Genomic DNA, 23,681 nt, shown 5'->3' with positions numbered 1-23,681 from the left:
TACTTTCCTGCACCGCTCTAAAACCTCACCGATCAACCGACGCCAGAAATGCCTCCAATAGCGCCCCGCGATACTTCCCCTTATGCAACAACAACGACAGTTTCCGGTGCAGGTCCAGGAACGGTGTCTTCAATACTTTCAACCGCCCCGCCGCTACCGCATCGACCACTGCAACCTTCGGCAGGCACGCGATGCCCAAACCCGCAACGACGCTTTGCTTGATCGCTTCGGTCTGATCGAGCTCCAACACCGTTTCGCCCGGCGGCAACTGCGCCAGTGCGCGTTCGCTGGTGACACGGGTTGCCGAGCCGGGTTCGCGCAATACCCAGCGCGCACCGGCAAAGTCGGCGGGTAGCAAGCGGCGTTTGCGGGCGAGTGGATGGTCAGGTGGCGCACAGACGACAAGATCGTCGTCGCGCCATGGACGCAGTTCCAATGATGGGTGTGCCACCGGACCCTCGACACAGCCGATATCCAGCGCGTGTTCCAGCAATGCATGCGCAATCGCATCGGTGTTGGCCACCCGCAAACGTACGGCAACCTGTGGATGCTTGCGTACGAAATCGCCCAACAACTCGCCGACGCGGTAGTTGCCCACCGTATTGCTCGCGCCAATACGTAATTCGCCGCCCAACGTGGCTTCATGACCACTACGCCGGCCGAACTCGGCATGACGCTCCAGCAGTTCCTGTGCCAAGGGCAGCAGCTCCCGTCCACGCGCATTGAGATGCAAGCGCCCTCGCTCACGAGCAAACACGGGAGATCCAAGCAGACGCTCCAGCTCGGCCAGCGCCATGCTCGCTGCGGGCTGGGTGAGATGCAGCGCATCGGCGGCGGCGCGCAGGCTGCCGTGCAAGGCGGTCTGTACGAAGACTTCGAGCTGGCGCGGGCTGATATGAAGCATAAGCTTATCTTATGCCATCTATCAGTAATTCCAAGTTTTCTTGATAAGTGCCGCGCAGGACAATGGCCGCGCCCCCAAGGAATCCCCCATGTCAGCCCCCGCAGCGTCACTTCCCCTTCCCAATCTCGGCCAGCGTATGCCGGGACTTATTCTCGCCATCGTTGTCGCCCTCGTCGCCCTGGGACTAGGCCGACTGATGCCGTTGGTCGGCGGCCCGGTGTTCGGGATCGTGCTGGGGATCCTGATCCGTAATCTGGTCGCGCCAGGGGCGCAATTCACGCCGGGCATCCAGTTCGCCGGCAAGCAGATCCTGCAATGGTCGATCATTGCGCTCGGCTTCGGCTTGAGCCTCAACCAGGTGGCCAAGACCGGGCTGGAATCGCTGTCGGTGACCCTGGTGACGATGACCGTGGCCTTTCTCACCGCCTGGGGTCTGGGTCGCGCGCTCAAAGTGCGCGACAAGCTGAAGATCCTGATCGGTGTGGGTACGGCCATTTGTGGCGGCTCGGCGATTGCGGCGGTGACGCCGATCATCAAGCCGGACGAGCACGATACGGCCTTCGCGATCTCGACGATTTTCCTGTTCAACCTGGTCGCCGTGCTGCTGTTTCCCCTGCTCGGCCACCTGCTGCACCTGTCCGACCTGGGCTTCGGCCTTTGGGCAGGTACCGCGATCAACGATACGTCGTCGGTCGTCGCCGCCGGTTACAGCTTCAGCAAGGAAGCGGGCGACTACGCCACGATCGTCAAGCTGACGCGTGCCACGTTGATCATCCCGGTGTGCCTGGTGCTGGCTTTTGCGGTGGCCTGGCGCGAAAAGAAAAAGGGCAGCACCGACTTCAGCCTGCGCCGCATCTTTCCCTGGTTCATCCTGTGGTTCCTGGTCGCCTCGGCGATCCGCACGGCTGGCCTGGTGCCCGCGACGATCCTGCCGGCGATTCACGTGCTGGCCGAGTTCCTGATCATCGTCGCGCTGACCGCAATCGGCTTGTCGGCGAACCTGCGCAAGATGGCATCGACCGGACTGCGTCCGATCCTGCTCGGCCTGGGTGTGTGGGCTGCCGTGTCGATCAGCAGCCTGCTGGTACAGTTGGTCATCGGCCAGCTGTAAGAAGCCTTACGCGCGGCCCTGTTCGACCAGGGTCAGCGCTACCTTGTCGCGCAGATAGACCGGCAAAGCGAGCTCAGGCGCATGCGCATGGCCGGCCTGAAACTCGCGTACGGCAAGCTCCGCCACGTGACGCGCCTGCGGATAACGCGCACCATCGGCCCATACGGGCGCCGAAGGCAAACGCTCGCGCAATACGGCCTCATACGTTGCCCAACCGCTTCCCACGACCTGCCACGATGCCGCTTCAGGCAGGCTGAGCGTATCGGCGGTGCCGACACGCTCCGTATCGAGCGATACCAGGCCACCTTGCCCATCGCTGCGATAACAGGCCGCATAAATCTCGCCCATGCGGGCATCGATCACCGCGAGAATAGCTGCATCGTCATGCTCGGCCTCCAGCGCCAGGGCCGCCAGCGAGGACACTGTAATCACCGGGCAGTCCAGCGCCAGCGCCATGCCCTGCGCCAGCGATACGCCCAGGCGTACGCCGGTAAACGCACCCGGACCGCGACCGACCGCGATCGCGTCGAGCGCATGGCGCCCCAGGCCGGCCTCGGCCAGCAGGGCGTCGGCCATTGGCAACACCAGCTCGGCATGTCGCCGCGGTGCCAGCTCGCTGCGCGCGATGATTTGATCCCCGTGCACGAGGGCGACGGAACAGGCTTCGGTGGCGGTTTCGATGGCAAGCAGGTTCATAGCGTTTCCATGGTAGCCGGATCGGGGCGTGCGGCGGAAATCGGCGCGTAGGCGTACCAGTCGATGCGACGGGTCAAATACATCATCAAGGCGACCGCGGCAAGCAGGGCGAAGGCGCCGACCAACAGGGCGTATTGCTCGGCGGCAATCAGCCCATAGAGCAAGGTATAAACCAGCGCCAACGCGCCGCCGAGCAACAGGCCGGCACGCCGTGCACGTAGCACCGCGGCAGCATAGCCACCGACAATGACAACCACGGCTACAGCGGCCAAGGCGTACGCCAGCGCAAAACCAATCTGCTCGGACAGCGCCAGCAGCACCACATAGAAGGTCGCCAGCGCCGCACCGATCAACAAGTACTGCACCGGGTGCACGCGTAGTCGCTTCAGCACTTCGAACAGAAAGAACACCACGAAGGTCATGCCGATAAACAGCAGGCCATATTTCACCGCGCGCTCATTGCGTTGATAGATATCCACCGGTTGATACAGCTGCACACCGAACGCCGAGGCACTCATGGCCTGCCCCACGCCGGCGTCGCTGTATTCCCAATGCTGACCATAGCTGCGATTGAGATCGGAAGCGTGCCAATGCGCGCTGAAGTTCTTTGTCGACACTTCGCGCTCCACCGGCAACGCGGCGCCGATAAAGCTCGGATCGCCCCATGGGGCATGTATCGTCAGGTCGCTATTGCGCCCCAGCGGAAGCACCTGCAGCGACTCGGTACCTGCCAATTGAAGCTGCAACTCGAATTCGATCGGCTGATCGCCCAGCGCATCGAGATCGATCGGCACGACCACGCTGGACAGGTCGCTCATACGCTCGGCCGATGAAGCAAAACGTGCGGGCTTGCCGTTGATGCGCAGATCGCTGGCGTCACGCAGCCCACGCAGATCGCTCAGGAGCAGCCGCACCTCCGCCTTGCCAGGCTGCCACTGCGACGCACTGGCCTGGCGCGCCTTGAGCAGATCCTCCGGCGAGAAGCGTCCGCTGATGTGTACGGACGAGAGGTAGACCGGCGCGGCATAAATGCCATAGCTGCGTGTCTGTACCTGCATCGTCACGTCGGTCTTCAATGTATCGGGCAGCACGGCGTCGGTAGTGGCGATCGTGCGCGTCGTCTGGTTGTCCGCCAACAGCGCCGTACGTTGTCCTGGCACCGCCAGCAACAACCCACCGAGCACTTGGCGACCACCCCACCCCTGAGCGATCTGGGTGACTGCCGTTTCTCGCAGTGCTTGTCGCTCGGTCACCAGAGTCTGCACCTGGCCGAGCGGGATCAGCATCAACAATGCCAGCAGCCCGACACCCAGGACCTTGGCAGTAACGGTATGAAACCAGCTTTTCACGATGCGACCCCATTCCTTGTTGGAAACGATCGCATGACATCACGCCCATCCGTCGCCAGCCGGGCCTGCCCTGGCAGCGCGCGGCGCGACAAGGGGCAAAGTTATGACGCTGCGTTCTCGTCGAACTGAGGCGAGGGAGTACGGGCAAAAAACGCCTGCACATCGGCAACCTCGCGCGTACGTGGCATCGGCGGCAGGCTGGCCAGAAAAAGCTTGCCGTAGCCTTTGCCGGTAAGGCGCGGATCGCACAGCACCAGCACGCCGCGATCACGCACGTCGCGAATCAAGCGCCCAGCACCCTGCTTGAGCGCGATGACCGCGCTGGGCACCTGCCAGCCCATAAAGGGATTGATACCTGATTGTTCGAGCGCTTCCAGACGTGCCTGCAAGACCGGATCGTCCGGCGCCGCAAACGGCAGCTTGTCGATCACGACGACCGAGAGCGCCTCACCCTGCACGTCGACGCCTTCCCAGAAACTCGCCGCACCGAGCAACACGCCATGACCGCTGGCGCGAAACTCTTCCAGCAGACGGTGGCGCGGTGCATCACCCTGGACGAACAACGGCCACGGTACGCGTTCGCGCAATAGATCCGCCGCGCGCCGCAGGGCACGATGCGAGGTGAACAGCAGGAACGCGCGGCCGTTCGATGCCTCCAGCACCGGCATAACCGCATCGATGACGCGTTCGGTGTAATCGCGTGCAGCCGGATCGGGCAAGCCCGGCGGGAGATAACACAGCGCCTGCTCGCGATAATCGAACGGACTTTCCAGGCTCAGCGTCTGTGGATCGTCCAGGCCGAGCTGGCGCGCGAAATGTCCGAAGTCACCAGCGACCGAAAGCGTGGCTGAGGTATGGATCCATGCCGCCTGGGTACGCTCACGCAAACCGCGCAGCGGTGCGGCAAGATCCAGCGGCGTGGCATGCAGCGCAAAACCGCGCGGAAACTGCTCGTACCAGCGCACGTCCTGTTCGCCATCGCCTTCGGCGATACGGTCGAAACGCTCGCTTAGCACGGAGGCACGCTCGTAGACGTTGGCAAAGCCGCGCGAGCGTTCGGCCTGGGACGCCAGCACGTCGGCCAGCGCCGCGATCAACTCGCGCACGTCGCGCATCGCCTCACGCACATTGACGTGGCTTTCGAGTAAATGAAACGGGCCACGTTGCGGTAACGGATCGAGTGTCAGGCGCAATCTGCGCACGGCATCCTGCACCGCTTCGACCGGTTCGAGCACGGCACCGATCGCACCGGTGATGCCGTTGCATTCGTTCAAGCTGTCCTGCGCCAATTCGGTCAACTGACGCGCGCTGATGCTCTGCGAGAAGAACTGTCCGGCCAGCTCGGGAATCTGATGCGCCTCATCCAGGATAAAAGCCTGCGCACCGGGCAGAATTTCGCCGAAGCCTTCCTGCTTCAAGGCAAGATCGGCAAACAGCAGATGATGATTGACCACCACGATGTCCGCTTCCTGCGCATCCCTGCGTGCCTTGATCACGTGGCAGTCGTCATAGAACGGACACTCCACGCCCAGGCAGTTTTCCGGTGTGGACGTTACGCGAGGCCACAGCGACGATTCCTCGGGGACTTCGGCCAGCTCCATCCGATCGCCGCGCCGTGTGCGTGCGGACCAGGCACGTATCGATGCGAGCTGCGAGGCCTGCGTGCGATCGAAGGTGGCACCTTCGCGCACGGTCTGATCCAGCCGATACAGGCACAGATAATTGGAACGCCCTTTGAGCAGCGCAGTTTTCAGGTGGGTTCCCAACACCGAATGCACACGCGGCAGATCGCGAAAATACAGCTGGTCCTGCAATGCCTTGGTGCCGGTCGATACGATCACGCGATCGCCCGACAGCAAGGCCGGCACGAGATACGCATAGGTCTTGCCGGTACCGGTGCCCGCCTCGGCGATCAGGATGTCGCGCTCGGCGATGGCGTGCTGCACCGCCCGCGCCATCACCTGCTGCGCTTCGCGCGGCAGGAAGTTCGGCAAGTCGCGGGCGAAGGGGCCGTCCGCACCGAGCAGTGCGGAGATATCCGGGTCGGTCATCGGGCTAGTATCGCCGATTTGGGGGTGGCCGCTAATGTGGCGCCTGCCATTGGCATGAACTGAGCAGCAACTTCAAGGAACCTTGAAGAACCTCAGTTTTCATCGTCATCCCGGCGTAGGCCGGGATCCAGTGGCTCCAGTTATCAGTTTTCGCGAGCGTGTTCAGATGCTTTCGCGAAAACCCAGCGCTGACGCCACTGGATTCCGGCCTGCGCCGGAATGACGGAGAGGTTGTTTGGCGTGGCTTGCTACTAAGTCACGAGCCGGTCGCGACTGAAGTCGCTCCTACAAATACCTCCAAGCGTGCACTACGCCATCAATAACGCGGCACACCCTCGACATGGCACTTCTGAACCCACTTGCGCGCGCTGGCGGCAGCGGCCTGGTCGCCCGCACGATCGCGCAGCTCGACGATGGTCTGCCAGTTGCGTGCGCACAGCGGCCCCAGGCGCGGGCCCAGCTCCCACGAGTGGTGGGCGAGCTTTTCGGCACCGGCGTAATCATGCAATCGGATCGCCACTTCGGCACGGTCCTGCAACAAGTCCGGCGAGTCGGGGCTGAGTTTGATCGCCTGATCGAGCTTGGTCGCCGCGTCGGCATAGCGACCGGCAAGCACATCGGCGCTGGCACCGTCCTGCAGCGAGGTCACGCCGGGTTCGCGCAAGGGATTGACGTCGATGATCGACTTTTCCTTGTCGCCGGCGGCCTTGATCGACGCAATGATCAAACTATCGGCACGCACCTGCGGGGCCGGCGGCGCGGGTGGCTCGGGCGTGGCGCAGGCTGCAAGCAGCAGTGCGGCGAGAGCCAGTGGGACATGTTTCAGTAAAGACATGAGGTCAATCTCGTGCGGGCGCAGTGGAGGCCGGGGCGGGCTGATCCTGACCGCCGCCGAACAGATTCTCGACATGTTGCCAGAAGCAGCCTTCCGTGTTGGCGGCCAGCGTACCGGCAATCACCGCAAATTGTCGTGCGCCCTGGCAGGAAGGGTCGGTGCGCTTGCCTTCCTGCGGATTGATCCAGGCCAGCTCCAGGTTTTCACCCACCGCCGCCGGCAACGGCCGCGTCGGCAGCTTACGGAACAGTTCCTGCCACACGCGCAGGCTGCCGGTGGCGCCGTACAGGCCGCTCGGCTTGTTGTCGTCGCGGCCCATCCAGAACACCGCCAGATGATCACCGGTGAAGCCGGCGAACCAGCTATCGCGCTGATCGTTGCTGGTACCGGTCTTGCCTGCTGCGTTGAGCACACCGAGGCTGGAATTGCCGATCGCCGCTGCCGTGCCCGAACGCACCACCTGCTGCATCGCCCAGGTCGTCAGTCGCACGGCGTCCTGGTATTCGCCCTTGCCGCCCTTCACTTCATAACGCTTGATGGTGCGACCGTCGCCGTCGACCACGCCACGCACCGCGAGCAACGGCAGCGCATGGCCATCGGTGGCGATGTATTGGTAGAGCTGCGCGACTTGCAGCGGCGACAGATCCTGCGCACCCAGCAGCAACGAGGGGCTCGGGTTCACGTCCTGCAGGCCGAACGACTCCAGGAAAGCTTTGATACGGGGCACGCCGACATCCATGCCCAGATGGATGGTCGCCAGGTTCCACGAATGAATCAGGCCATCGACCATCGGCACCAGGCCATGGACATCGTGTTCGTCGTTCTGCGGCGTCCACATCGTGCCGTCGGGCTGACGCATCGCCACCGGCGAATCGTCGATCAGGGTCGAAAGATTCCAGCGCGACGGATCGGTCAGTGCGACCAGATACACGAACGGCTTCATCAACGAACCGATCGGGCGACGCGCATCGATGGCGCGATTGAAGCCCTGATCGCCCGGCTCCTTCGAGCCGACGATCGCCAGCACATTGCCGGTTTGTGCATCGGTCACCACACCGGCCGCCTGCGCCGCGTCACCGCGCTTGCCCAATGCCTTGGCGGTGGCAGTGATGGCCTGTTCGGCATAGAGCTGTGCGGCCGGATCGAGCGTGGTGAAGATGCTCAGATTGCCGGCGCTCAACGTGTCGTCGTCGAAATCGCTGGTGATCTGCGCACGCACTAGCTGCATGAAGGCAGGGAAGCGGTTATGCGGCAACTGCCCCGCGCTGGCCAGCCCCAACGGCGTCGCTTGCGCTGCCTTGCCCTGCTCGGCGGTCAACAAGCCCGTATCGACGAACTGTTGCAGCACCAGGTTGCGGCGCGACAGCGCATGATCGGGATAGCGACGCGGATCGTAGTAGCTCGGCCCCTTGACCATGCCCACCAGCAAGGCCACTTCCTGCGGACGCAGGTCTTCCATGCGGCGACCGAAATAGAATTCCGACGCAGCGGCAAAACCATGCACCGCCTGCCCGCCTTGCTGACCAAGGAAGACCTGGTTGACGTAGGCCTCGAGAATGCGGCTCTTGTCGTAATGCGCTTCGATCAGGATCGACATCAGCGCTTCGTTGAACTTGCGCGTGAAGTTCTGATCGCGATCGAGGAACAGATTGCGCACCAGCTGCTGGGTCAGCGTCGAGCCGCCCTGTACCGTATGCCCGGCGCGTAGATTGGCAAAACTCGCGCGCAGGATCGCCGACAGATCGATACCGAAATGATGCTTGAAGTCGCGATCCTCGACCGCCTGCAAGCCACTGAGCAACAGCGGCGGCACATCGGCGAGGCGCACGATGCGGCGCTCTTCCTGCGACGCGCCATACAGCGTGGCAATGCGTGCCGGATCAAGATGCGCGCTATCGACCGGCTTGCCGCTGGCCAGATCCTTGACCGACAGGATCTGGCCCTTGCCGAAGACGACGCGAACGCGTCGCGGCAACTCACCGCCGTCGGGGCCGGCATAGCCACGCGAATCGATCACGTAGGCGGAGCCGTCCTTGGTCCAGCTGCCGGCGACGTCACCGCGCTCATCGCGGGTATAGCCGGCGAAGGTCAGCTCCAGCTCCAGCGCGGCCGGCGTCATCGGCGTGTTGGCCGCCAACGGCAAGGGGCGCGCGTAGACACGCGTCGGCACGGCGAAAACCAGGTCGTTGAAGCGATCCTGGACGCGCTTGTTGAGGATGACCGTGTACGGCAGGACGAAGCCGAACAAAAGCCCCATGCAGACCCAGAATGGAATGCGTATCCAGGGCCAGCAGGCGCGAGCGAACGAGGAAAGTCGGTTCAGAAAGGCCAACGCGGGGAGATCCCTAGCTGCAAAGTGTCAGGGATCATAGGGCCTGCTGGCCGGCGGGCGTCTGAACGCCGGGCCGGGATTCGTGACTATTTGCGGGCATGAGAGGGCGAAACGCTGCTATCAAGACCCTGGGCTAGCTTTTCTTGTCATATCCCCAGCAGGTCGGATCGGGCCGGAACGGCCGTGGCCGCACGCCGAGGCGACGCTCCAGCTCACTGTTGTCGGCCACCAGATCCACCTGGAAACGCGACAGGGCACCGCGAACGCTATGCACCATATAGCGCAACACGCGCAACACCCGCATCGGGACCGGCAAGGGCAAGGTCCAGCCGGGAAGGCTGCTGCGAATGCGCGCGAACATGTCGTGCACGCTCAGGCGTTCGCCACCGCCGATCGGCAGCACATAGCCAGAGGCTTCGCGATGATCGAGTGCAGCGATGATGGCCAGCGAGATATCTTCGGCGTGTACCGGCTGACGCAATCCCTTCCCAGCGAGCAGGGGAAACACTCGGGTGCGCATCGCGCGTCGTGCGATCGGCGTCAGACTCTTGTCCATGCCGACGCCATAGATCATGGTCGGCCGCAACACCGTCCAGGCACAACCGTTACGTTCGCAGACACGCGCTAGCCGCGCTTCGCTGTCACGCAGGCTTTGCGCCAGCTCGCGCTCGCTGCGCAGTTCCGAATCGAGCTTGGTCTGCGCGCTCATCGAGCTGGTGGCAATCACACGCGGTCGCGAACGCAGATCGACCCTGCCCAGCCATTCGTCGAAACCGACCAACGGGCCCATGCTGATGATGGCGCTGATCGGTCCTTCCGGCAGCGACGCAACGGCCACGTGCCCATGCAGCCAGCGTACGCCTTCGATCGGTGGCTGCTCGTTACGACTGAACGCAACTACTTGTTCGCCACGAGCCAACAGGCTCGGTAGCAAAAAGCGGCCGATCTGGCCGCTACCGCCAAACACCACCACCGTCATGCCGACCTCACCGCCCTGCCGACAAACGTGCCTGCAATTGCTGCAGCCTTGCGTTGCCCGTCGCCAGCTTGTTGGCGTGGTTGAGCGATTGCGCAGCACCGGGACGATCGCCGCGCCCGAGCTGTTGTTCGGCCTGATCCATCCAGGCACCGGCCAGACGCTGACGCAGCTGATCCTGGCCGGCATCGCCCGGCGCCAGATCGGAAAGGTCGCCGAGGAAACCTTCGGCCTGCACCAGATTGCCGTTGGACATGGCCTGGTTGAACTGGCGCGACACCAGGTTCGGCAGCTCCTGCAGCCCACGTCGTGCGGCTTCGTTGTTGCCGTCGATGGCCAGCGCGCCGCGATACAGATCGTAGGCACTGTCGCCCGGCGGCAACATGATCTGGCCGCGCTTGGCGGCGATATCTGCGTTCTGCAGCATGCGTGCGATCTGCGCGCTCTGCTGCGGTGTCAGTTGCGCCGGCGACGCCTGTCCCACATCGCCGTCTTCGCCGGCGGCCGTGGCGGTGAGATTGGTATTGGCGGTGGCGCGTCTGTTCAAATCGCCCAGACGAGCGCGTGCAGCAGCAAGGTCGGCCGACTTGGGCGCAAACGATGCGGCACGATCCAACAGTTGTGTGGCGTGTGCGCTGTCGTTCGCATCGATCGCTGCGTTGGCCTGCACGATCAAGGCTTGCGCGACCTGTCCGAGCCCGGCCTTGGCTTCGGCATTGTCCGGGTCGATCGTCAGTGCCGACTTGAAATACGCCAACGCGGTGTCTTCGCCGTCGCCATCGATCCGACCGGCACGCAACGCATCCTGACCTTGCTTGAGGTCGTCGGCCAGCTCGCCGCTGTCCTGTTTCTGCGCCTGCACCAGGGCGGCACGCAACGACGGCAGCTCGCCGTAATTGGGCAGGAGCACGGCCAGCTTGTCGACGATCGCTGCCGCGGCGTTGCGGTCACCCGCATCGAGTGCCTTGCGTACCTGCGCGGCCAGGCCGTCGGCAACCTTATCCATGCCGTGCAGGGCGATCGCGTTATTCGGATCGATCGCCAACACCTGCCGATACAGATTGCCAGCGCCGTCGTCGCCATCCAGACGGCCATCGGCCAGTGCCTGCTGCGCACGTTCGATCAAGCCATCCGGCTGCACATTGGCGCTGCGCGCCTTGCTGATCTGCTGATCCAGCCGCTCGACATCGGCGCCGCCACCAAGCAGTTCGCGTGCAGCGTTCAAGGCCAGCGCGGCCTCATCGAGCTTGCCGTCGCGTACGGCCGCATCGGCGCGGGCGATCTCAGCCTGACCGACCTGACGCAAACCATCGCGAGCGCGATCATTGTCCGGCTCGAGTGCGCGTGCGGCCTCGTACAGCTCGCGCGCGCTCTTGCCATCATTGCCGTCCAGATGGCCGTCATGCAGCGCCTGATCGGCGCGGCCAAGTACGTCGTTGAGTTCGGTGCTGGGCACCAGCCCGCGCAAGCGGTCCTGCTCGACCCAGGCAAAAGCGACCACGCCGATGACCACCAGCAGCAGGACCGGCAGCAGCCAGCCACGCTTGCTCGACTTGGGCGCACGCGGCGGCGGCGCGCCATGGCGGCGGCGATCGGGGTCGACGCCGAAATGCGGCAGCTCGTCGCGCGGCGCCTGCACCTGCGGCTTGTCCCAACCGTCCAGATTGCCCAGGCGTGGCTCGGTGCGACCACCCTGGTCATGCTGATCTTTGCGTCCGCTCATAGATAGATAGCCTCAAGGCAACGGGCGAAAGCTTAACATCGCGCCATGAACGCCACCGGCTCGGACCGGCGCGCGGTTCAACCGCCAGAAAGGCCCGCCGGGCCGCGGCCGACACCTTCGTCGGGCTACTTGCCGCCCACGCGGCGCGCGTCTACCACGTTGGGCAGTGCGGTCAGACGGCCGAGCAGGATCGATAGCTGCTCGAAATCGCGTACGCGCAAGGTAAAGCGCATCTCGACCTCGCCGGTCCGGGTAAAGACCCGGCTGGAGGAGGCAATGATGTGAGTGCCGAAGTTGCTGATCAGGGCGGTGACGTCTTTCTGCAAACCCTTGCGATCGTAGCCATGCAGCTCGATGTCGACCTCGTAGGCCCGTGCGGCCACCCTGCCCCACTCGACGTCGATCACCCGATCCGGATCGCGCCTTGCCAGGCGCGCCAGGCTGATGCAATCGGCGCGGTGCACCGAGACGCCGCGACCGCGGGTGATAAAGCCCTTGACCGGATCGCCCGGCAGCGGCTGGCAGCACCGCGCCAGCGTGGTGAGCAGATTGCCGACACCCTCGATGCTGAGCGCGCTGTGCTCGATGGTGGCGTGGCGCGAAGTAACCGGCAGCGAGGACTGCGTCACCTCTTCGGCCGGCGGCGCGGCGGCCTCCTGCAGGAACCGCGTGATCTGGCCCGGGTTGATCTCGCCCAGCGCCAAGGCGATCAGCAGCTCGTCATGGTTCTTCAGATGAAAATGCGCCGGCAACTTCGACAGATCGGACGAAGACACCGCCATACGGCGCAGTTCGCGCTCGAGCATGCTGCGCCCGACGGCCAGGTTGGCCTCCTGCGCCACACGGCGGAACCACACGCGCACCTTTTCGCGCGCACGCGAGGTGTGCAGATAGCCGTGATGCACCGATAGCCAGTCGCGACTCGGCTCGGCCAGCTTGGCAGTGAGAATCTCGATGCGGTCGCCGCTTTGCGGCTGGAACGTCAGCGGCACGATGCGACCGTTGACCTTGGCGCCACGGCAACGGTGACCGACTTCCGTGTGCACGTGATAGGCGAAATCCAGCACGGTCGCGCCGCGCGGCAAGTCCACCACTTCGCCACGCGGCGTCAGCACATAGACACGGTCTTCGAGCAGTTCGGTCTGCAGGCCGGCGGCCAGTTCGCTATCGCTTTCGCTCTCGCCGCGTGGTTCGAGCAGGCGACGCATCCAGGCGATCTTCGCTTCGAACTCGCTGTCGCCGCTGCCACCCTCCTTGTAGCGCCAATGTGCCGCCACGCCGAGCTCGTTGATGCGATGCATCTCGAACGTGCGGATCTGTACTTCCAGCGTCTTGCCATGCGGCCCGATCACCGCGGTGTGCAGCGAACGGTAGTCGTTGCCCTTGGGCCGCGCGATGTAGTCGTCGAATTCGCCCGGCAGGTGCGGCCACAACGTGTGCACGACGCCAAGCGCGGCATAGCAGTCGGCCACGCTGTCGACCAGCACGCGCACCGCGCGGATGTCGTAGAGATCGGAAAAGTCCAGCGACTTGCGCTGCATCTTTTTCCAGATCGAGTAGATGTGCTTGGGCCGCCCGGCAAGATCGGCACGCACGCCGGCCGATTCCAGCGCCAGGCGAAGCACGGACAGCGACTCGGCGATGAAACTCTCGCGATCCGCGCGACGCTCGTCCAGCAGCTTGGCGATGCGCCGATAGGTGTCCGGCTGCAGATAGCGGAAGGAAAGATCCTCCAGCTCCCACTTCAACTGCCAGATACCGAGCCGGTTGGCGAGCGGCGAATGGATGTCCGTGGTCAGCTGCGCCAGCAGACGGCGTTGCTCTTCGGGCAGGGCGCTGGCCGCGCGCAGCTTGGCGAGCTGGCGCGCCAGCAGGATGAACACTACGCGTACGTCGCGAATGATCGCCAGCAGCAGACGACGCAAGCCCTCGCTACCGCTGCCGGGCGCACGCTGCGCATGCAACGCCCAGACCTGTCCGGCGGCGGCCTGGCCGGCGACAAGCTTCTGCATTTCCACCGGCAGCTTCGCCTTGTGCGCCGCCCAGGCGTCCGGGTCTACTTCGCTTAGCTCGAACCACAACGCGGCAGCCTGCGTCTGCGCATCGCAGCCGAGCATGCCCAGCAGATCGAGCACATCGACGCATTCGGCCATCGCAATGGCCTTGTGCTCGCACGCTTCGAACGCATCGGCCAGCACGCGCGGGAGCTCCCGCGCACGCCAGGCGGCGAAGCGGTCGGAAGCGGAAAGGTCAGCAGCTTGGGCCATGCCGCTATTTTAGCGGCTAAGGCGGCCGAAACGCTTAACCGAGCGCTTCGACCGCCCTGGCCAGCCGCTTGGCCGAGACCGGCTCGGCGGTTTTCAGCTCCTGCGCGAACAGCGATACGCGCCATTCCTCGATCAGCCAGCGCAGCTCATCGAGCGGGCCGACACCTTCGGCGCGCAGCTGCAGATACTGGCGCCAGTACGGCAGCACCTGCAGCATGCGCTGCTGGTCCTTGGTCGGATCCTGCCGCAGCCGCTCGGCGCGCAGACGCATAGCTTTCAGATAACGCGGGAAATGCGCCAGCCGGGAGGTCGACAGGTCGCGCAGGAATCCAGGAGTCAGCAGGGCGTCGAACTGCTCGCGCAGATCGTCGTAGCTGGCGCGCGCAAAACCCATCAGCGGCGGTTCGAGCCAGGGCTTCAAATCCGCTTGCGCATCGACGATGGGCTCGGCCAGTTTCAGGCGCTCGACCGCTGCGGCGAATACCTCGCGCGCCATCTGCGTATGCAAGGTCTCGAATGCCGCTGCGGTTCGCACATCCAGGTTGTGGCGTTCCAGCAGGTCGGTAAAGCCGCCTTCGACCAAGTCTTCGCGCAAACCGTCCACCCCGCCCAGCGGGGCATACTTCAAGGCCATCGCATTGCCTACCGGCAAGCGGCGACGGGCCTGCTTGATATCGCTCGCGATCGCGTTGCGCAGCAGACGCACGACGCCGCCACGATGGGCCTCTCGAGCTTCGTCGGCACGCTCGAAGACGCGCAAGGCCACCGTCTCGCCCAGATCGACCAGTGCTGGGAAGGCCATCAGGCCGCCATCGGAACGCACCTGTGCAGGGATCTCGTCGAAATCCCAACCGGTGACTTCCTCGCGCGTCAGCTCGATATCCGTCTTGCGCGAGAACGCTTCGCGTGCACGTCCTTCCCATTGCGCACGAAGCTCGGCGAGATCGCGGCTAGTCGCCAGCGTCTGGCCGCGACCGTTCTTGTCATCGCCATCGAACAGGCGATAACGCATCAGGAAATGCCGCGGCAGCTCGATGCCGGCAAATTCACTGGCGTCGATATCGACGCCGGTGGCGCGCTTGAGGAAAGCGGCCAACGCCTTGGTCAGCGACTCGTCACGCGGGCTTTCGGCTTCGATGAAGGCACGCGCAAAATCCGGCGCGGGCACGAAGTTGCGCCGTAATGCCTTGGGCAGGCCGCGAATCAGCTCGGCGACTTTCTCACCCAGCAAGCCGGGCACTAGCCACTGGCAGCGCGCCGTCGGCAGCGCGTTCAACATGGCCAACGGCAGATGCAGCGTCACGCCATCGGCTTCGTCGCCGGGCATGAAACGGTATTCCAGGCGATAGCGCTGTGGCGGGATATCCAGACTTGCCGGAAACGCCTTGGGATCGAGTCCCGTACCGCCGACCAACACATCGTCCAGCGACCAGCGCAATGCCGCCTGCTCAACCGGACGCGCCTGCCGATACCACGCGTCGAGCGCGCGGCTGCTGGCCACTTCTTCAGGCAGCTTGCCCTCGAAGAACGCGGTCAGGTCGTCCTCGTGACGGATCAGGCCTTCGCGGCGCTGCTTCGCCTCGATGCCTTGTGCGTCCTCCAGCACCCGCTGATTGGCGCGAATGAAATCGGTGCGCGTATCGATATCGCAGCGTGCCAGCGCCTCGCGCAGGAAAATCTGGTGCGCCAGTGCGGGATCCTGCTTCTGGAAGGTCACCGGGCGACGCTCGACCAGGATCAGGCCGAACAAGCTGACCTGCTCGTAGGCAACCACGGTGCCGCGCTTGCGCGACCAGTGTGCCTCGCGGCAACTGCTACGCAACAGATGTTCGGCTTGCTGTTCGATCCACAACGGTTCGATGCGGGCGCACATCATGCCCCATACGCGGCCGCCGACATCGAGAATCTGCGCGGCAAAGACCCAGGCAGGCGGCACCTTGGAAAGCGCCGATCCGGGGAACACCTGGAAACGGCGTTCGCGCGTGCTGCGGTAAACGCCCTTTTCGTCCTTGTGTCCCACCTGGGTCGGCAGACCGGCAAGCAGGCTGCGGTGGACCGATTCGTACAAGGCTTCGCCTTCGTCACGCGCAACCGTTTTTTCTGCCGGAGCCGCCGGTTGCGGTTTATCCGCAGGCTTGCGACGACGCCCGGTTTGCTCGCGTGATGGCGATGGAGCCTGCTGCACCCGTTCCTGCGAGGGCGTTTTCGCGGCCAGACTCCAACCCAGCTCCTGAGTGACCAACAACAGCTGCCGATGCAACTCGCGCCACTCGCGCATGCGCATGAAACTGAGGAAATGGCGAGAACACCAGTCACGCAGTTTCGACTGCGTCAGGTCTTCATGGGCCTTGGTGTATTCGCGCCACAGATTCAGCACGCCGACGAAATCCGATTTCGGATCGGCAAACAGCGCGTGCGCTGCATCGGCTTGCTGGCGTGCATCTGCCGGCCGCTCGCGCGGATCCTGGATGCTCAGGAAAGACACGATCGTCAGCAGCTCGCGCAGGCTAGCGCGCTGCTGCGCTTCGACCAGCATACGCGCCAGCTGGACGTCGATCGGCAGGCGCGCCAGGGTGCGGCCGATCGCGGTCAAGTGACGCTTGTCGTCGATCGCGGAAATTTCGGCCAGACGACGATAACCGTCGGCAATCACGCGCGGATCGGGCGCTTCCAGGAACGGAAACTCATCGACCTCGCCCAGCTGCAGCGACAGCATGCGCAAAATGACATTGGCCAGGGATGAGCGCAGCAGCTCCGGATCGGTATAGGCGGCGCGGCTGTTGTAGTCGGCCTCGTCGTAAAGGCGAAAACAGATGCCCGGACCGACGCGACCGCAACGGCCCTTGCGCTGGTCCGCTGCTGCCTGGGAAATCGGCTCTACATGCAGGCGCTCCAGCTGGCTGCGCTGGCTGTAGCGCTTGACGCGCGCCTGGCCGCTGTCGATCACGTAGCGGATGCGCGGCACGGTCAACGATGTCTCGGCCACGTTGGTGGTCAAGACCACGCGTCGCTTGTTGCCCGGCTTGAATACGCGGTCCTGGTCGGCGGCCGACAAGCGTGCGTACAGTGGCATGATTTCGGTTTCGCGATACTGGCGTCGCGAAAGCAACAGATGCGCGTCGCGAATTTCGCGTTCGCCCGGAAGGAACACCAGCACATCGCCACGCGGATCGTCGTGGCTGATTTCGTCGAGCACGGCGGCGAGATGTTCCGCACCGCCCTGCTGCATGTCGCCGGCCTTCTGACCTCGACGTGCATTGATGTCATCGATGCTGCGCCAGCGAACCTCGACCGGATAAGCACGGCCTTCCACCGACACTACCGGCGCACCGCCGAAATGTTCGGCAAAGCGCCCGGTGTCGATCGTGGCGGACGTCACGATGATCTTCAGCTCCGGCCGCTTGACGATCAGCCGCTTCAGATAGCCGAGCAGGAAATCGATATTGAGGCTGCGTTCGTGCGCCTCGTCGATGATGATCGTGTCATAGGCCGACAACCAGGGATCGCCCTGGGTCTCGGCCAGCAGAATACCGTCGGTCATGAACTTGATCAGGCTCTGCTCGGAGACCTGATCGTTGAAACGCACCTGGAAGCCGACCTTGTCGCCCAAGGGGGTGGCCAGTTCTTCGGCGACACGGCGCGCCACCGAGCGAGCCGCCAGCCGGCGCGGCTGGGTACAGCCGATCATGCCGGCCTCACCGCGCCCTGCCGCCAGGCACAGCTTGGGCAGCTGGGTGGTCTTGCCCGAGCCGGTCTCGCCGGCGATCACCACGACCTGATGCTCGCGGATCAGCTTGACGATTTCATCGGCGCGCGCGGTGATCGGCAGCGATTCGTCCAGGCGAATCGCTGGCTTGGCCGCGACACGGGCGCGGCGTTTGGCCGCGGAGGCTTCGATGTCGGCAGCGAGCGCCTCGAGCTTTCTTTCGTCGGGCTGGCGTTGCTGACCACGCCAGCGACCGAGCAGGCGGCCGAAATCGCGGCTGCTGACGCCGTCGAGCGCCTTGCGCAAGCTGCGCAGGCGATCGTGGTGGAGGGATGCGTTGGCGGATGGGGTATTCATCGAGCCGCATATGATAGCCGGAGCCTATCGGCGAGATCGGCAACTTTCATTTCTTCCTAACAACTGCGGCCGCTAAGCTCTAAAACAGAACCCTCTGAAGGAGCAAATCATGGCCATTTCCATCGGTATCGCCAAAAAGGACCGCGAACAGGTCGCCCAGCAGCTGTCGCAGCTGCTTGCCGATACGTACTCCCTTTACCTGAAGACCCACAGCTTCCACTGGAACATCACCGGCCCGCAGTTCAACAGCCTGCACACGATGTTCGAGACCCAGTACAACGAACTATGGCTGGCCGCCGACGAAGTCGCCGAGCGCATCCGCACCCTGGACGTGTTCGCACCGGGCTCCTACAGCCAGTTCGGCAAGCTCACCTCGATCAAGGAAGAGCCGGGCGTGCCGGAGTGGAAGGAGATGGTCGGCCAGTTGGTCGAAGGCCATGAAATCGCCGCCCATACGGCCCGCCAGACGATCAAGGCTGCCGACCAAGCCGGTGACGAAGGCACCGCCGACCTGGTGACCGGCCGCCTGATGGAGCACGAGAAGACGGCCTGGATGCTGCGTTCGCTGCTCAAATAAGCCCCGGGAGCGAGCAACCAGGAGTAAGAAACGAGTGAGAGCAGCTAGGGCGCTTTACTTTTTTCTTACTCCTGTCCGCTCGCCAATGGCCCTACCCCTGACCTCTTGCTGACCCGTTTTGATCATCTTTATTGAGCCTTACGCCCTGCGTTAGTAAGCTCCTCGGGCTTTTAGGCCTCGTGTGAGGCACCCACGGGGACCGTTTTGAGCTCGACACCAGCTATTCAGGACAGCCGTCATCCATTCATCGCAGCGGTTTTGCTCGCCATCGTGGTGGCCGCGATGAACGTGGGCCTGTGGTGGTGGAGCAACCTGCCGCATGGCCCGGAGGAATGGCATGGCCCGATCGGAGGCTTCGCGCTATCCGCGTTCCAGCGCTACCAGAATCCGCTCAAGCAGGACTTCCCCAGCGACGACGAGATCGACAGCGATCTGAAGCTGCTGCGGCAGTACACACCTCGTGTCCGTACATACTCGATGCTGGAGAATCCGCAGGTCTATCGCCTGGCTGACAAGGAGGGCCTGCAGGTGATGGCCGGCGCCTGGTTGGACAATCGCATGGACAACAACGAGAAGGAAATCGCAGCACTCGTAGCTCAGGCGCGGCGCTACCCCAAGACGATCAACCGAGTCATCGTCGGCAACGAGGTTCTGTTCCGCAACAATATGCCGCCGGAACAGCTGATGGCCTATGCCGACCGCGTGCGCGCAGCAGTCCATCAACCGGTGACGATCGCCGAGCCCTGGCACATCTGGGCGCGCTATCCGGAACTGGCGGAGCACGTGGACTTCATCACCGTACACCTGTTTCCGTACTGGAACGGCATCGGTATGAATCGCGTCCCGAAGGGTAGCAACGTCTCCGAGTACGGTGCCGTTAACGATGCCTATAACAGCTATCTCGCACTCAAGCGGATGTTCCCGAACAAACCGATCGTAATCGGCGAGATCGGCTGGCCATCCAACGGTAACCGCTACATGTACGCCGATCCATCGGTGTCGAACGAGGCGATCTTCCTGCGCACCTGGTTCAATTTGGCCAAGCGCGAAAAGATCGATTACTACATCATGGAAGCTTTCGATCAGCCCTGGAAGGAGCAGCTTTCCGGCCGCACCGAGGCCTACTGGGGCATGTTCAATGCCGACCGCCAGCTGAAGTTCCCCTTCAACGGGCCGGTCACCGAGGACGTGATGTGGCCGTGGAAGGCGATCGCCGCCAGCCTGCTCGCGCTGCTCCCGATGATCTGGTTCGCCCGCCATTACAGCCGTTTCAAGCTGATGGGGCGATTGTTCTTCTGCGCGCTGATCCAGCTGGCCTGCGGCCTGATCGTGTGGTCGGCGACCCTGCCGTTCAATTTCTATCTCAGCTGGGTCGACTGGACCATGCTGGTGCTGTTGTTCCCGGCGCAGATCGCGATCCTGGCGATCCTGCTGATCAACGGCTTCGAGTTCACTGAGGTGCTGTGGCGTCGCAGCTGGGTGCGTCACGCCACCATGCTGACACCCGATCCGCCGGCCAAGCAGCCGTTCGTGTCGATCCATCTGGCCTGCTACAACGAGCCGCCGGAGATGGTCATCGTCACGCTCGACTCGCTGGCCAAGCTCGAGTACGCCAACTACGAAGTCCTGGTGATCGACAACAACACCAAGGACCCGAACGTCTGGAAGCCGGTGCAGGAATACTGCGAGAAGCTCGGTTCGCGCTTCCGCTTCTTCCATCTGGAACCGTGGCCGGGCTACAAGGCGGGCGCGCTGAACTTCGGTCTGAAGGAAACCGACCCGGCCGCCGACGTGGTCGCGGTCATCGATGCCGACTACGAAGTGCGTGCCGATTGGCTGTCCAGCCTCACCGGCTACTTCCACGACCCCAAGGTGGCGGTGGTGCAGTGCCCGCAGGCGCACCGCGAGTACGAGCACAACACCTTCCGCCGCATGACCGCCTGGGAGTACGACGGCTTCTTCCGCATCGGCATGCACCACCGCAACGAGCGCAACGCGATCATCCAGCATGGCACGATGACGATGGTTCGCCGCTCCGCGCTGGAAGGCACCGGCGGCTGGTCCGAATGGACGATCTGCGAAGACGCCGAGCTGGGCCTGCGCCTCATGCACGCCGGTTACGAGCTGGTCTATGTCGATGAATTGATGGGCAAGGGCCTGACCCCGGCCGACTTCAAGGCGTACAAGAGCCAGCGCTACCGCTGGGCGTTCGGCGCGATGCAGATCCTCAAGGGCCGTTGGGACTGGATGACCAAGAAGGGCCCGCTTTCGGGCGGCCAGCGCTTCCACTTCCTCACCGGCTGGTTCAGCTGGTTTGCCGATGCGCTGCACCTGATCTTCACGCTGATGGCGATCTTCTGGACCGCCGGCATGATCGGCCTGCCCTCGCTGTTCAACCTGCCGATGCAGCTGTTCCTGATCCCGGTGATCGGGTTCTTCTTCGCCAAGGCGATCTTCGGCATCGTGCTCTACCGCGCACGCGTCCCATGCAGCTGGTACGACACGCTGATGGCCTCGCTGGCCAGCATGGGCCTGTCACATGCCATCGCACGCGGCATCCTGCACGGCCTGACGCGCAAGAAGACCGCCTTCATCGTGACGGCCAAGAGCCGTCGCCTGGGCGAGTCGAGCTTCGCGGCGTTCACACCGGTGCGCGAGGAGCTGCTGATGGCCTTCGTGCTGCTGCTGTGTGTGATCGGCATGGCCACCAGCGTAGGCTCGCAGTACATCGAAGGCCGGCTGTGGATGGTCATCCTGGCGGCGCAGTCGATCCCGTATGTGTCGGCCGTCTGCGGCGCCTGGATTGCGCACAAGGCAGGCGACAAGGCGGGTTGATCCCGCCTTGCCTGCCGGATTGGCTGCCATTTTTCGTAGCAATTCGAATAAATTGGTGTCATCGGTACATTTGCGGTCAACATTGCCGCCATTAAGCTCGACGCCGTGATGTGTTCCAAAGGGGAACCATCGACTTTCCCGTAGATGGAACCTACGCATGCGTTGGAACCGCCGCCAAGGCTCGATCCTGCTACCGCTGTTGTTGTGCACGTCGCTGGCTCATGCCGGCGTGCAGTTGGTCGTGGACGGCGTGGACGACAACCTCAAGGGCGCGATCACCTCTACGGTCGAACTGGCGCAGTACGCCAACCGCGATGTCACCGAGGCGCAGGCGCGCCGGCTGTACGAGCGCGCGCACGATCAGGTCACGCTGGCCCTGCAGCCCTATGGCTACTACGAGCCAAGTGTCGACGGCGATATCAAGCAGGTCGGCAAGGACTGGCAGGTCACCCTGCACGTCAAACCTGGCGAGCCGGTCAAGGTGACCGCCGTCGATGTGCAACTGGACAAGACCGCCGCCAACATCCCCGCCGTACGGCGCGCCAAACGGGCGGTCGAGCGACTCAAGGACCAGGTGCTCAACGATGGTGCCTACGACAGCGCGCGCGACAGCCTCAGCGGCGCGCTGACGGCAACCGGCTTCCTCGATGCCAGGCTCGTCACCCATCGTGTCGAGGTCAATCGCAGCGAACACAGCGCGGTGATCAAACTGGCCTGGGAGGCGGGGCAGCGCTATCGCTACGGTACGGTGCATTTCGAAGGCTCGCAGTTTCGCCAGGGCTTTCTCGACCGCTATGTGCCGTTCAAATCCGGCGACTACTTCGACCAGGACCAGCTGCTGCAATTGCAGCAGGCCTTGAACGGCGCGGATTATTTCTCGGTCGTCAACGTACTACCCGAGGTCGATGCAAAAGCGCATGGCGAGGTCGACGTCAAAGTCGAGCTTGCGCCGGCCAAACGCACCATCTACACCGGTGGCCCCTTTATCGGCACCGATACCGGCGTCGGCGTGCGCGCCAGCATGGAACGCCGCTGGGTCAACGCCCGTGGCCACAAATGGAAAAACGAATTGGTGCTGGCGCAGCGGCTGAAAACGCTGTCGACGTTGTATTCGATTCCCATGCCCGGCCCGAACCAGCGCAGCTTCAACTTCGGCGCCAACTTTCGCGACGCCAATACCGACACATCCAAGTCCCGCACGCTCGAACTCGTCGCCAATGAAACGCGCCTGTGGCACGGCTGGACGCGCACGGTCGGCCTGCACGCACTGTCGGGCACGTTCACCGTGGGCCAGGAGGCCAACGAGAACGAGAATGCGGCAGGCATCGAACATGGCCGCAGCACCTTGGTCTACCCGGAAGTCTCGCTATCGCGCAAAGTCGCCGACAACCCCACCTTCGTGCGCAAAGGCTGGGCGGTAAATATCTACGCGCGCAGTACAGTCGGCACGCTGCTGTCCGATACGCGTTTCAGCCAGATCGCCGCCGACGCCAAATGGATCCGCGCGTTCACGCGCCGCGACCGCCTGATTCTACGCGGCGCCATGGGTTACACCGTGACCGGCAACTTCGACGCGCTGCCGCCGCAGTTGCGCTTCTTCGCCGGCGGCGATCGCTCCGTTCGAGGTTACGGCTTCCAGACCATTGGCCCGAAAAATGCGTTCGGTCGTGTGATCGGCGGCAAGAACCTGTTGGTCGCCAGCACCGAAGTCGAGCATTACTTCACCAAGAATTGGGGCATGGCGGCTTTCGTCGACGCCGGCAATGCGTTCAGTGGCACCAACTACAGCCCGCGCATTGGCACGGGCCTGGGCGTACGCTGGCTATCGCCGGTAGGCATGATTCGCGTCGACCTGGGCACGCCGATCAACGATCAGCAGCGTCACGGCGTGGAACTGCATCTGGTGATCGGCCCGGATCTGTAATGCGGTAACGGATCGCGCTTGAGCTCGCCGCGCCGATC

General features: G+C 63.7%; 14 protein-coding genes. 4 read left to right on the top strand and 10 right to left on the bottom strand.

The window, feature by feature from the left end:
- Positions 1-25: 25 nt before the first annotated feature.
- Entirely contained in the window at positions 26-904 is an 879-nt protein-coding gene (locus ACZ6WW_RS20600) for a LysR family transcriptional regulator (RefSeq protein ID WP_465275866.1), read from the bottom strand.
- Positions 905-992: 88 nt separating this feature from the next.
- On the opposite strand from ACZ6WW_RS20600, the gene ACZ6WW_RS20595 reads away from it, so the two are divergent.
- The gene (locus ACZ6WW_RS20595) at positions 993-2,015 is read left to right on the top strand and encodes a YeiH family protein (protein ID WP_465275865.1); all 1,023 of its coding nucleotides are present in this window, start codon (positions 993-995) and stop codon (positions 2,013-2,015) included.
- 6 nt (positions 2,016-2,021) lie between these two features.
- On the opposite strand, the gene tsaB is transcribed toward ACZ6WW_RS20595, so the two are convergent.
- The 9 genes from tsaB to hrpA all read right to left on the bottom strand — a co-directional run bounded on the left by tsaB (position 2,022) and on the right by hrpA (position 18,307).
- Positions 2,022-2,711: a tRNA (adenosine(37)-N6)-threonylcarbamoyltransferase complex dimerization subunit type 1 TsaB gene (tsaB, locus tag ACZ6WW_RS20590; protein WP_465275864.1), complete on the bottom strand. Its 690-nt coding sequence runs from the start codon at positions 2,709-2,711 to the stop codon at positions 2,022-2,024.
- Complete coding sequence (gene creD, locus ACZ6WW_RS20585; protein ID WP_465275863.1) at positions 2,708-4,060, bottom strand: cell envelope integrity protein CreD; 1,353 nt, start codon at positions 4,058-4,060, stop codon at positions 2,708-2,710. The genes tsaB and creD overlap by 4 nt, the downstream gene beginning before the upstream one ends.
- Positions 4,061-4,161: 101 nt before the next feature.
- A complete protein-coding gene (locus ACZ6WW_RS20580; RefSeq protein ID WP_465275862.1) occupies positions 4,162-6,111 on the bottom strand; it encodes an ATP-dependent DNA helicase in 1,950 nt (649 codons plus the stop codon).
- Positions 6,112-6,427: 316 nt separating this feature from the next.
- Positions 6,428-6,946, bottom strand: a complete 519-nt coding sequence (locus ACZ6WW_RS20575) for a tetratricopeptide repeat protein (protein ID WP_281850130.1) — start codon at positions 6,944-6,946, stop codon at positions 6,428-6,430.
- Positions 6,947-6,950: 4 nt separating this feature from the next.
- Complete coding sequence (gene mrcB, locus ACZ6WW_RS20570) at positions 6,951-9,278, bottom strand: penicillin-binding protein 1B (protein ID WP_465275861.1); 2,328 nt, start codon at positions 9,276-9,278, stop codon at positions 6,951-6,953.
- Positions 9,279-9,411: 133 nt separating this feature from the next.
- Complete coding sequence (locus ACZ6WW_RS20565; protein WP_281850132.1) at positions 9,412-10,257, bottom strand: NAD-dependent epimerase/dehydratase family protein; 846 nt, start codon at positions 10,255-10,257, stop codon at positions 9,412-9,414.
- A gap of 7 nt (positions 10,258-10,264) precedes the next feature.
- A complete protein-coding gene (locus ACZ6WW_RS20560; protein ID WP_465275860.1) occupies positions 10,265-11,977 on the bottom strand; it encodes a hypothetical protein in 1,713 nt (570 codons plus the stop codon).
- A gap of 125 nt (positions 11,978-12,102) precedes the next feature.
- Positions 12,103-14,244: a RelA/SpoT family protein gene (locus ACZ6WW_RS20555; protein WP_465275859.1), complete on the bottom strand. Its 2,142-nt coding sequence runs from the start codon at positions 14,242-14,244 to the stop codon at positions 12,103-12,105.
- A 34-nt stretch (positions 14,245-14,278) separates the two neighbouring features.
- Positions 14,279-18,307, bottom strand: coding sequence for an ATP-dependent RNA helicase HrpA (hrpA, locus tag ACZ6WW_RS20550; protein ID WP_465275858.1), 4,029 nt, complete (start codon positions 18,305-18,307; stop codon positions 14,279-14,281).
- 109 nt (positions 18,308-18,416) lie between these two features.
- Between hrpA and ACZ6WW_RS20545 the strand changes: the two genes are divergently transcribed.
- From ACZ6WW_RS20545 to ACZ6WW_RS20535, 3 genes are all read left to right on the top strand, one after another.
- A complete protein-coding gene (locus ACZ6WW_RS20545) occupies positions 18,417-18,884 on the top strand; it encodes a Dps family protein (protein WP_281850136.1) in 468 nt (155 codons plus the stop codon).
- 204 nt (positions 18,885-19,088) lie between these two features.
- Entirely contained in the window at positions 19,089-21,719 is a 2,631-nt protein-coding gene (locus ACZ6WW_RS20540) for a glycosyltransferase (RefSeq protein ID WP_465275857.1), read from the top strand.
- 157 nt (positions 21,720-21,876) lie between these two features.
- On the top strand, positions 21,877-23,643 hold the full coding sequence (locus ACZ6WW_RS20535; protein ID WP_465275856.1) for an autotransporter assembly complex protein TamA: 1,767 nt from the start codon (positions 21,877-21,879) through the stop codon (positions 23,641-23,643).
- Positions 23,644-23,681 lie beyond the last annotated feature (38 nt).

The sequence above is a fragment of the Dyella sp. NPDC103356 genome, assembly GCF_055584465.1.
The sequence above is the reverse complement of the archived record's forward strand: the minus strand, read 5'-3'. Positions and strand labels throughout refer to the sequence as shown.

Coding starts and splice junctions, on each gene's coding strand:
- ACZ6WW_RS20555 (WP_465275859.1), bottom strand. CDS start 14,244: ATGGCCCAAGCTGCTGACCTTTCCGCTTCCGACCGCTTCGCCGCCTGG.
- ACZ6WW_RS20535 (WP_465275856.1), top strand. CDS start 21,877: ATGCGTTGGAACCGCCGCCAAGGCTCGATCCTGCTACCGCTGTTGTTG.
- ACZ6WW_RS20580 (WP_465275862.1), bottom strand. CDS start 6,111: ATGACCGACCCGGATATCTCCGCACTGCTCGGTGCGGACGGCCCCTTC.
- ACZ6WW_RS20560 (WP_465275860.1), bottom strand. CDS start 11,977: ATGAGCGGACGCAAAGATCAGCATGACCAGGGTGGTCGCACCGAGCCA.
- hrpA (WP_465275858.1), bottom strand. CDS start 18,307: ATGAATACCCCATCCGCCAACGCATCCCTCCACCACGATCGCCTGCGC.
- ACZ6WW_RS20595 (WP_465275865.1), top strand. CDS start 993: ATGTCAGCCCCCGCAGCGTCACTTCCCCTTCCCAATCTCGGCCAGCGT.
- tsaB (WP_465275864.1), bottom strand. CDS start 2,711: ATGAACCTGCTTGCCATCGAAACCGCCACCGAAGCCTGTTCCGTCGCC.
- ACZ6WW_RS20600 (WP_465275866.1), bottom strand. CDS start 904: ATGCTTCATATCAGCCCGCGCCAGCTCGAAGTCTTCGTACAGACCGCC.
- ACZ6WW_RS20545 (WP_281850136.1), top strand. CDS start 18,417: ATGGCCATTTCCATCGGTATCGCCAAAAAGGACCGCGAACAGGTCGCC.
- ACZ6WW_RS20575 (WP_281850130.1), bottom strand. CDS start 6,946: ATGTCTTTACTGAAACATGTCCCACTGGCTCTCGCCGCACTGCTGCTT.
- ACZ6WW_RS20565 (WP_281850132.1), bottom strand. CDS start 10,257: ATGACGGTGGTGGTGTTTGGCGGTAGCGGCCAGATCGGCCGCTTTTTG.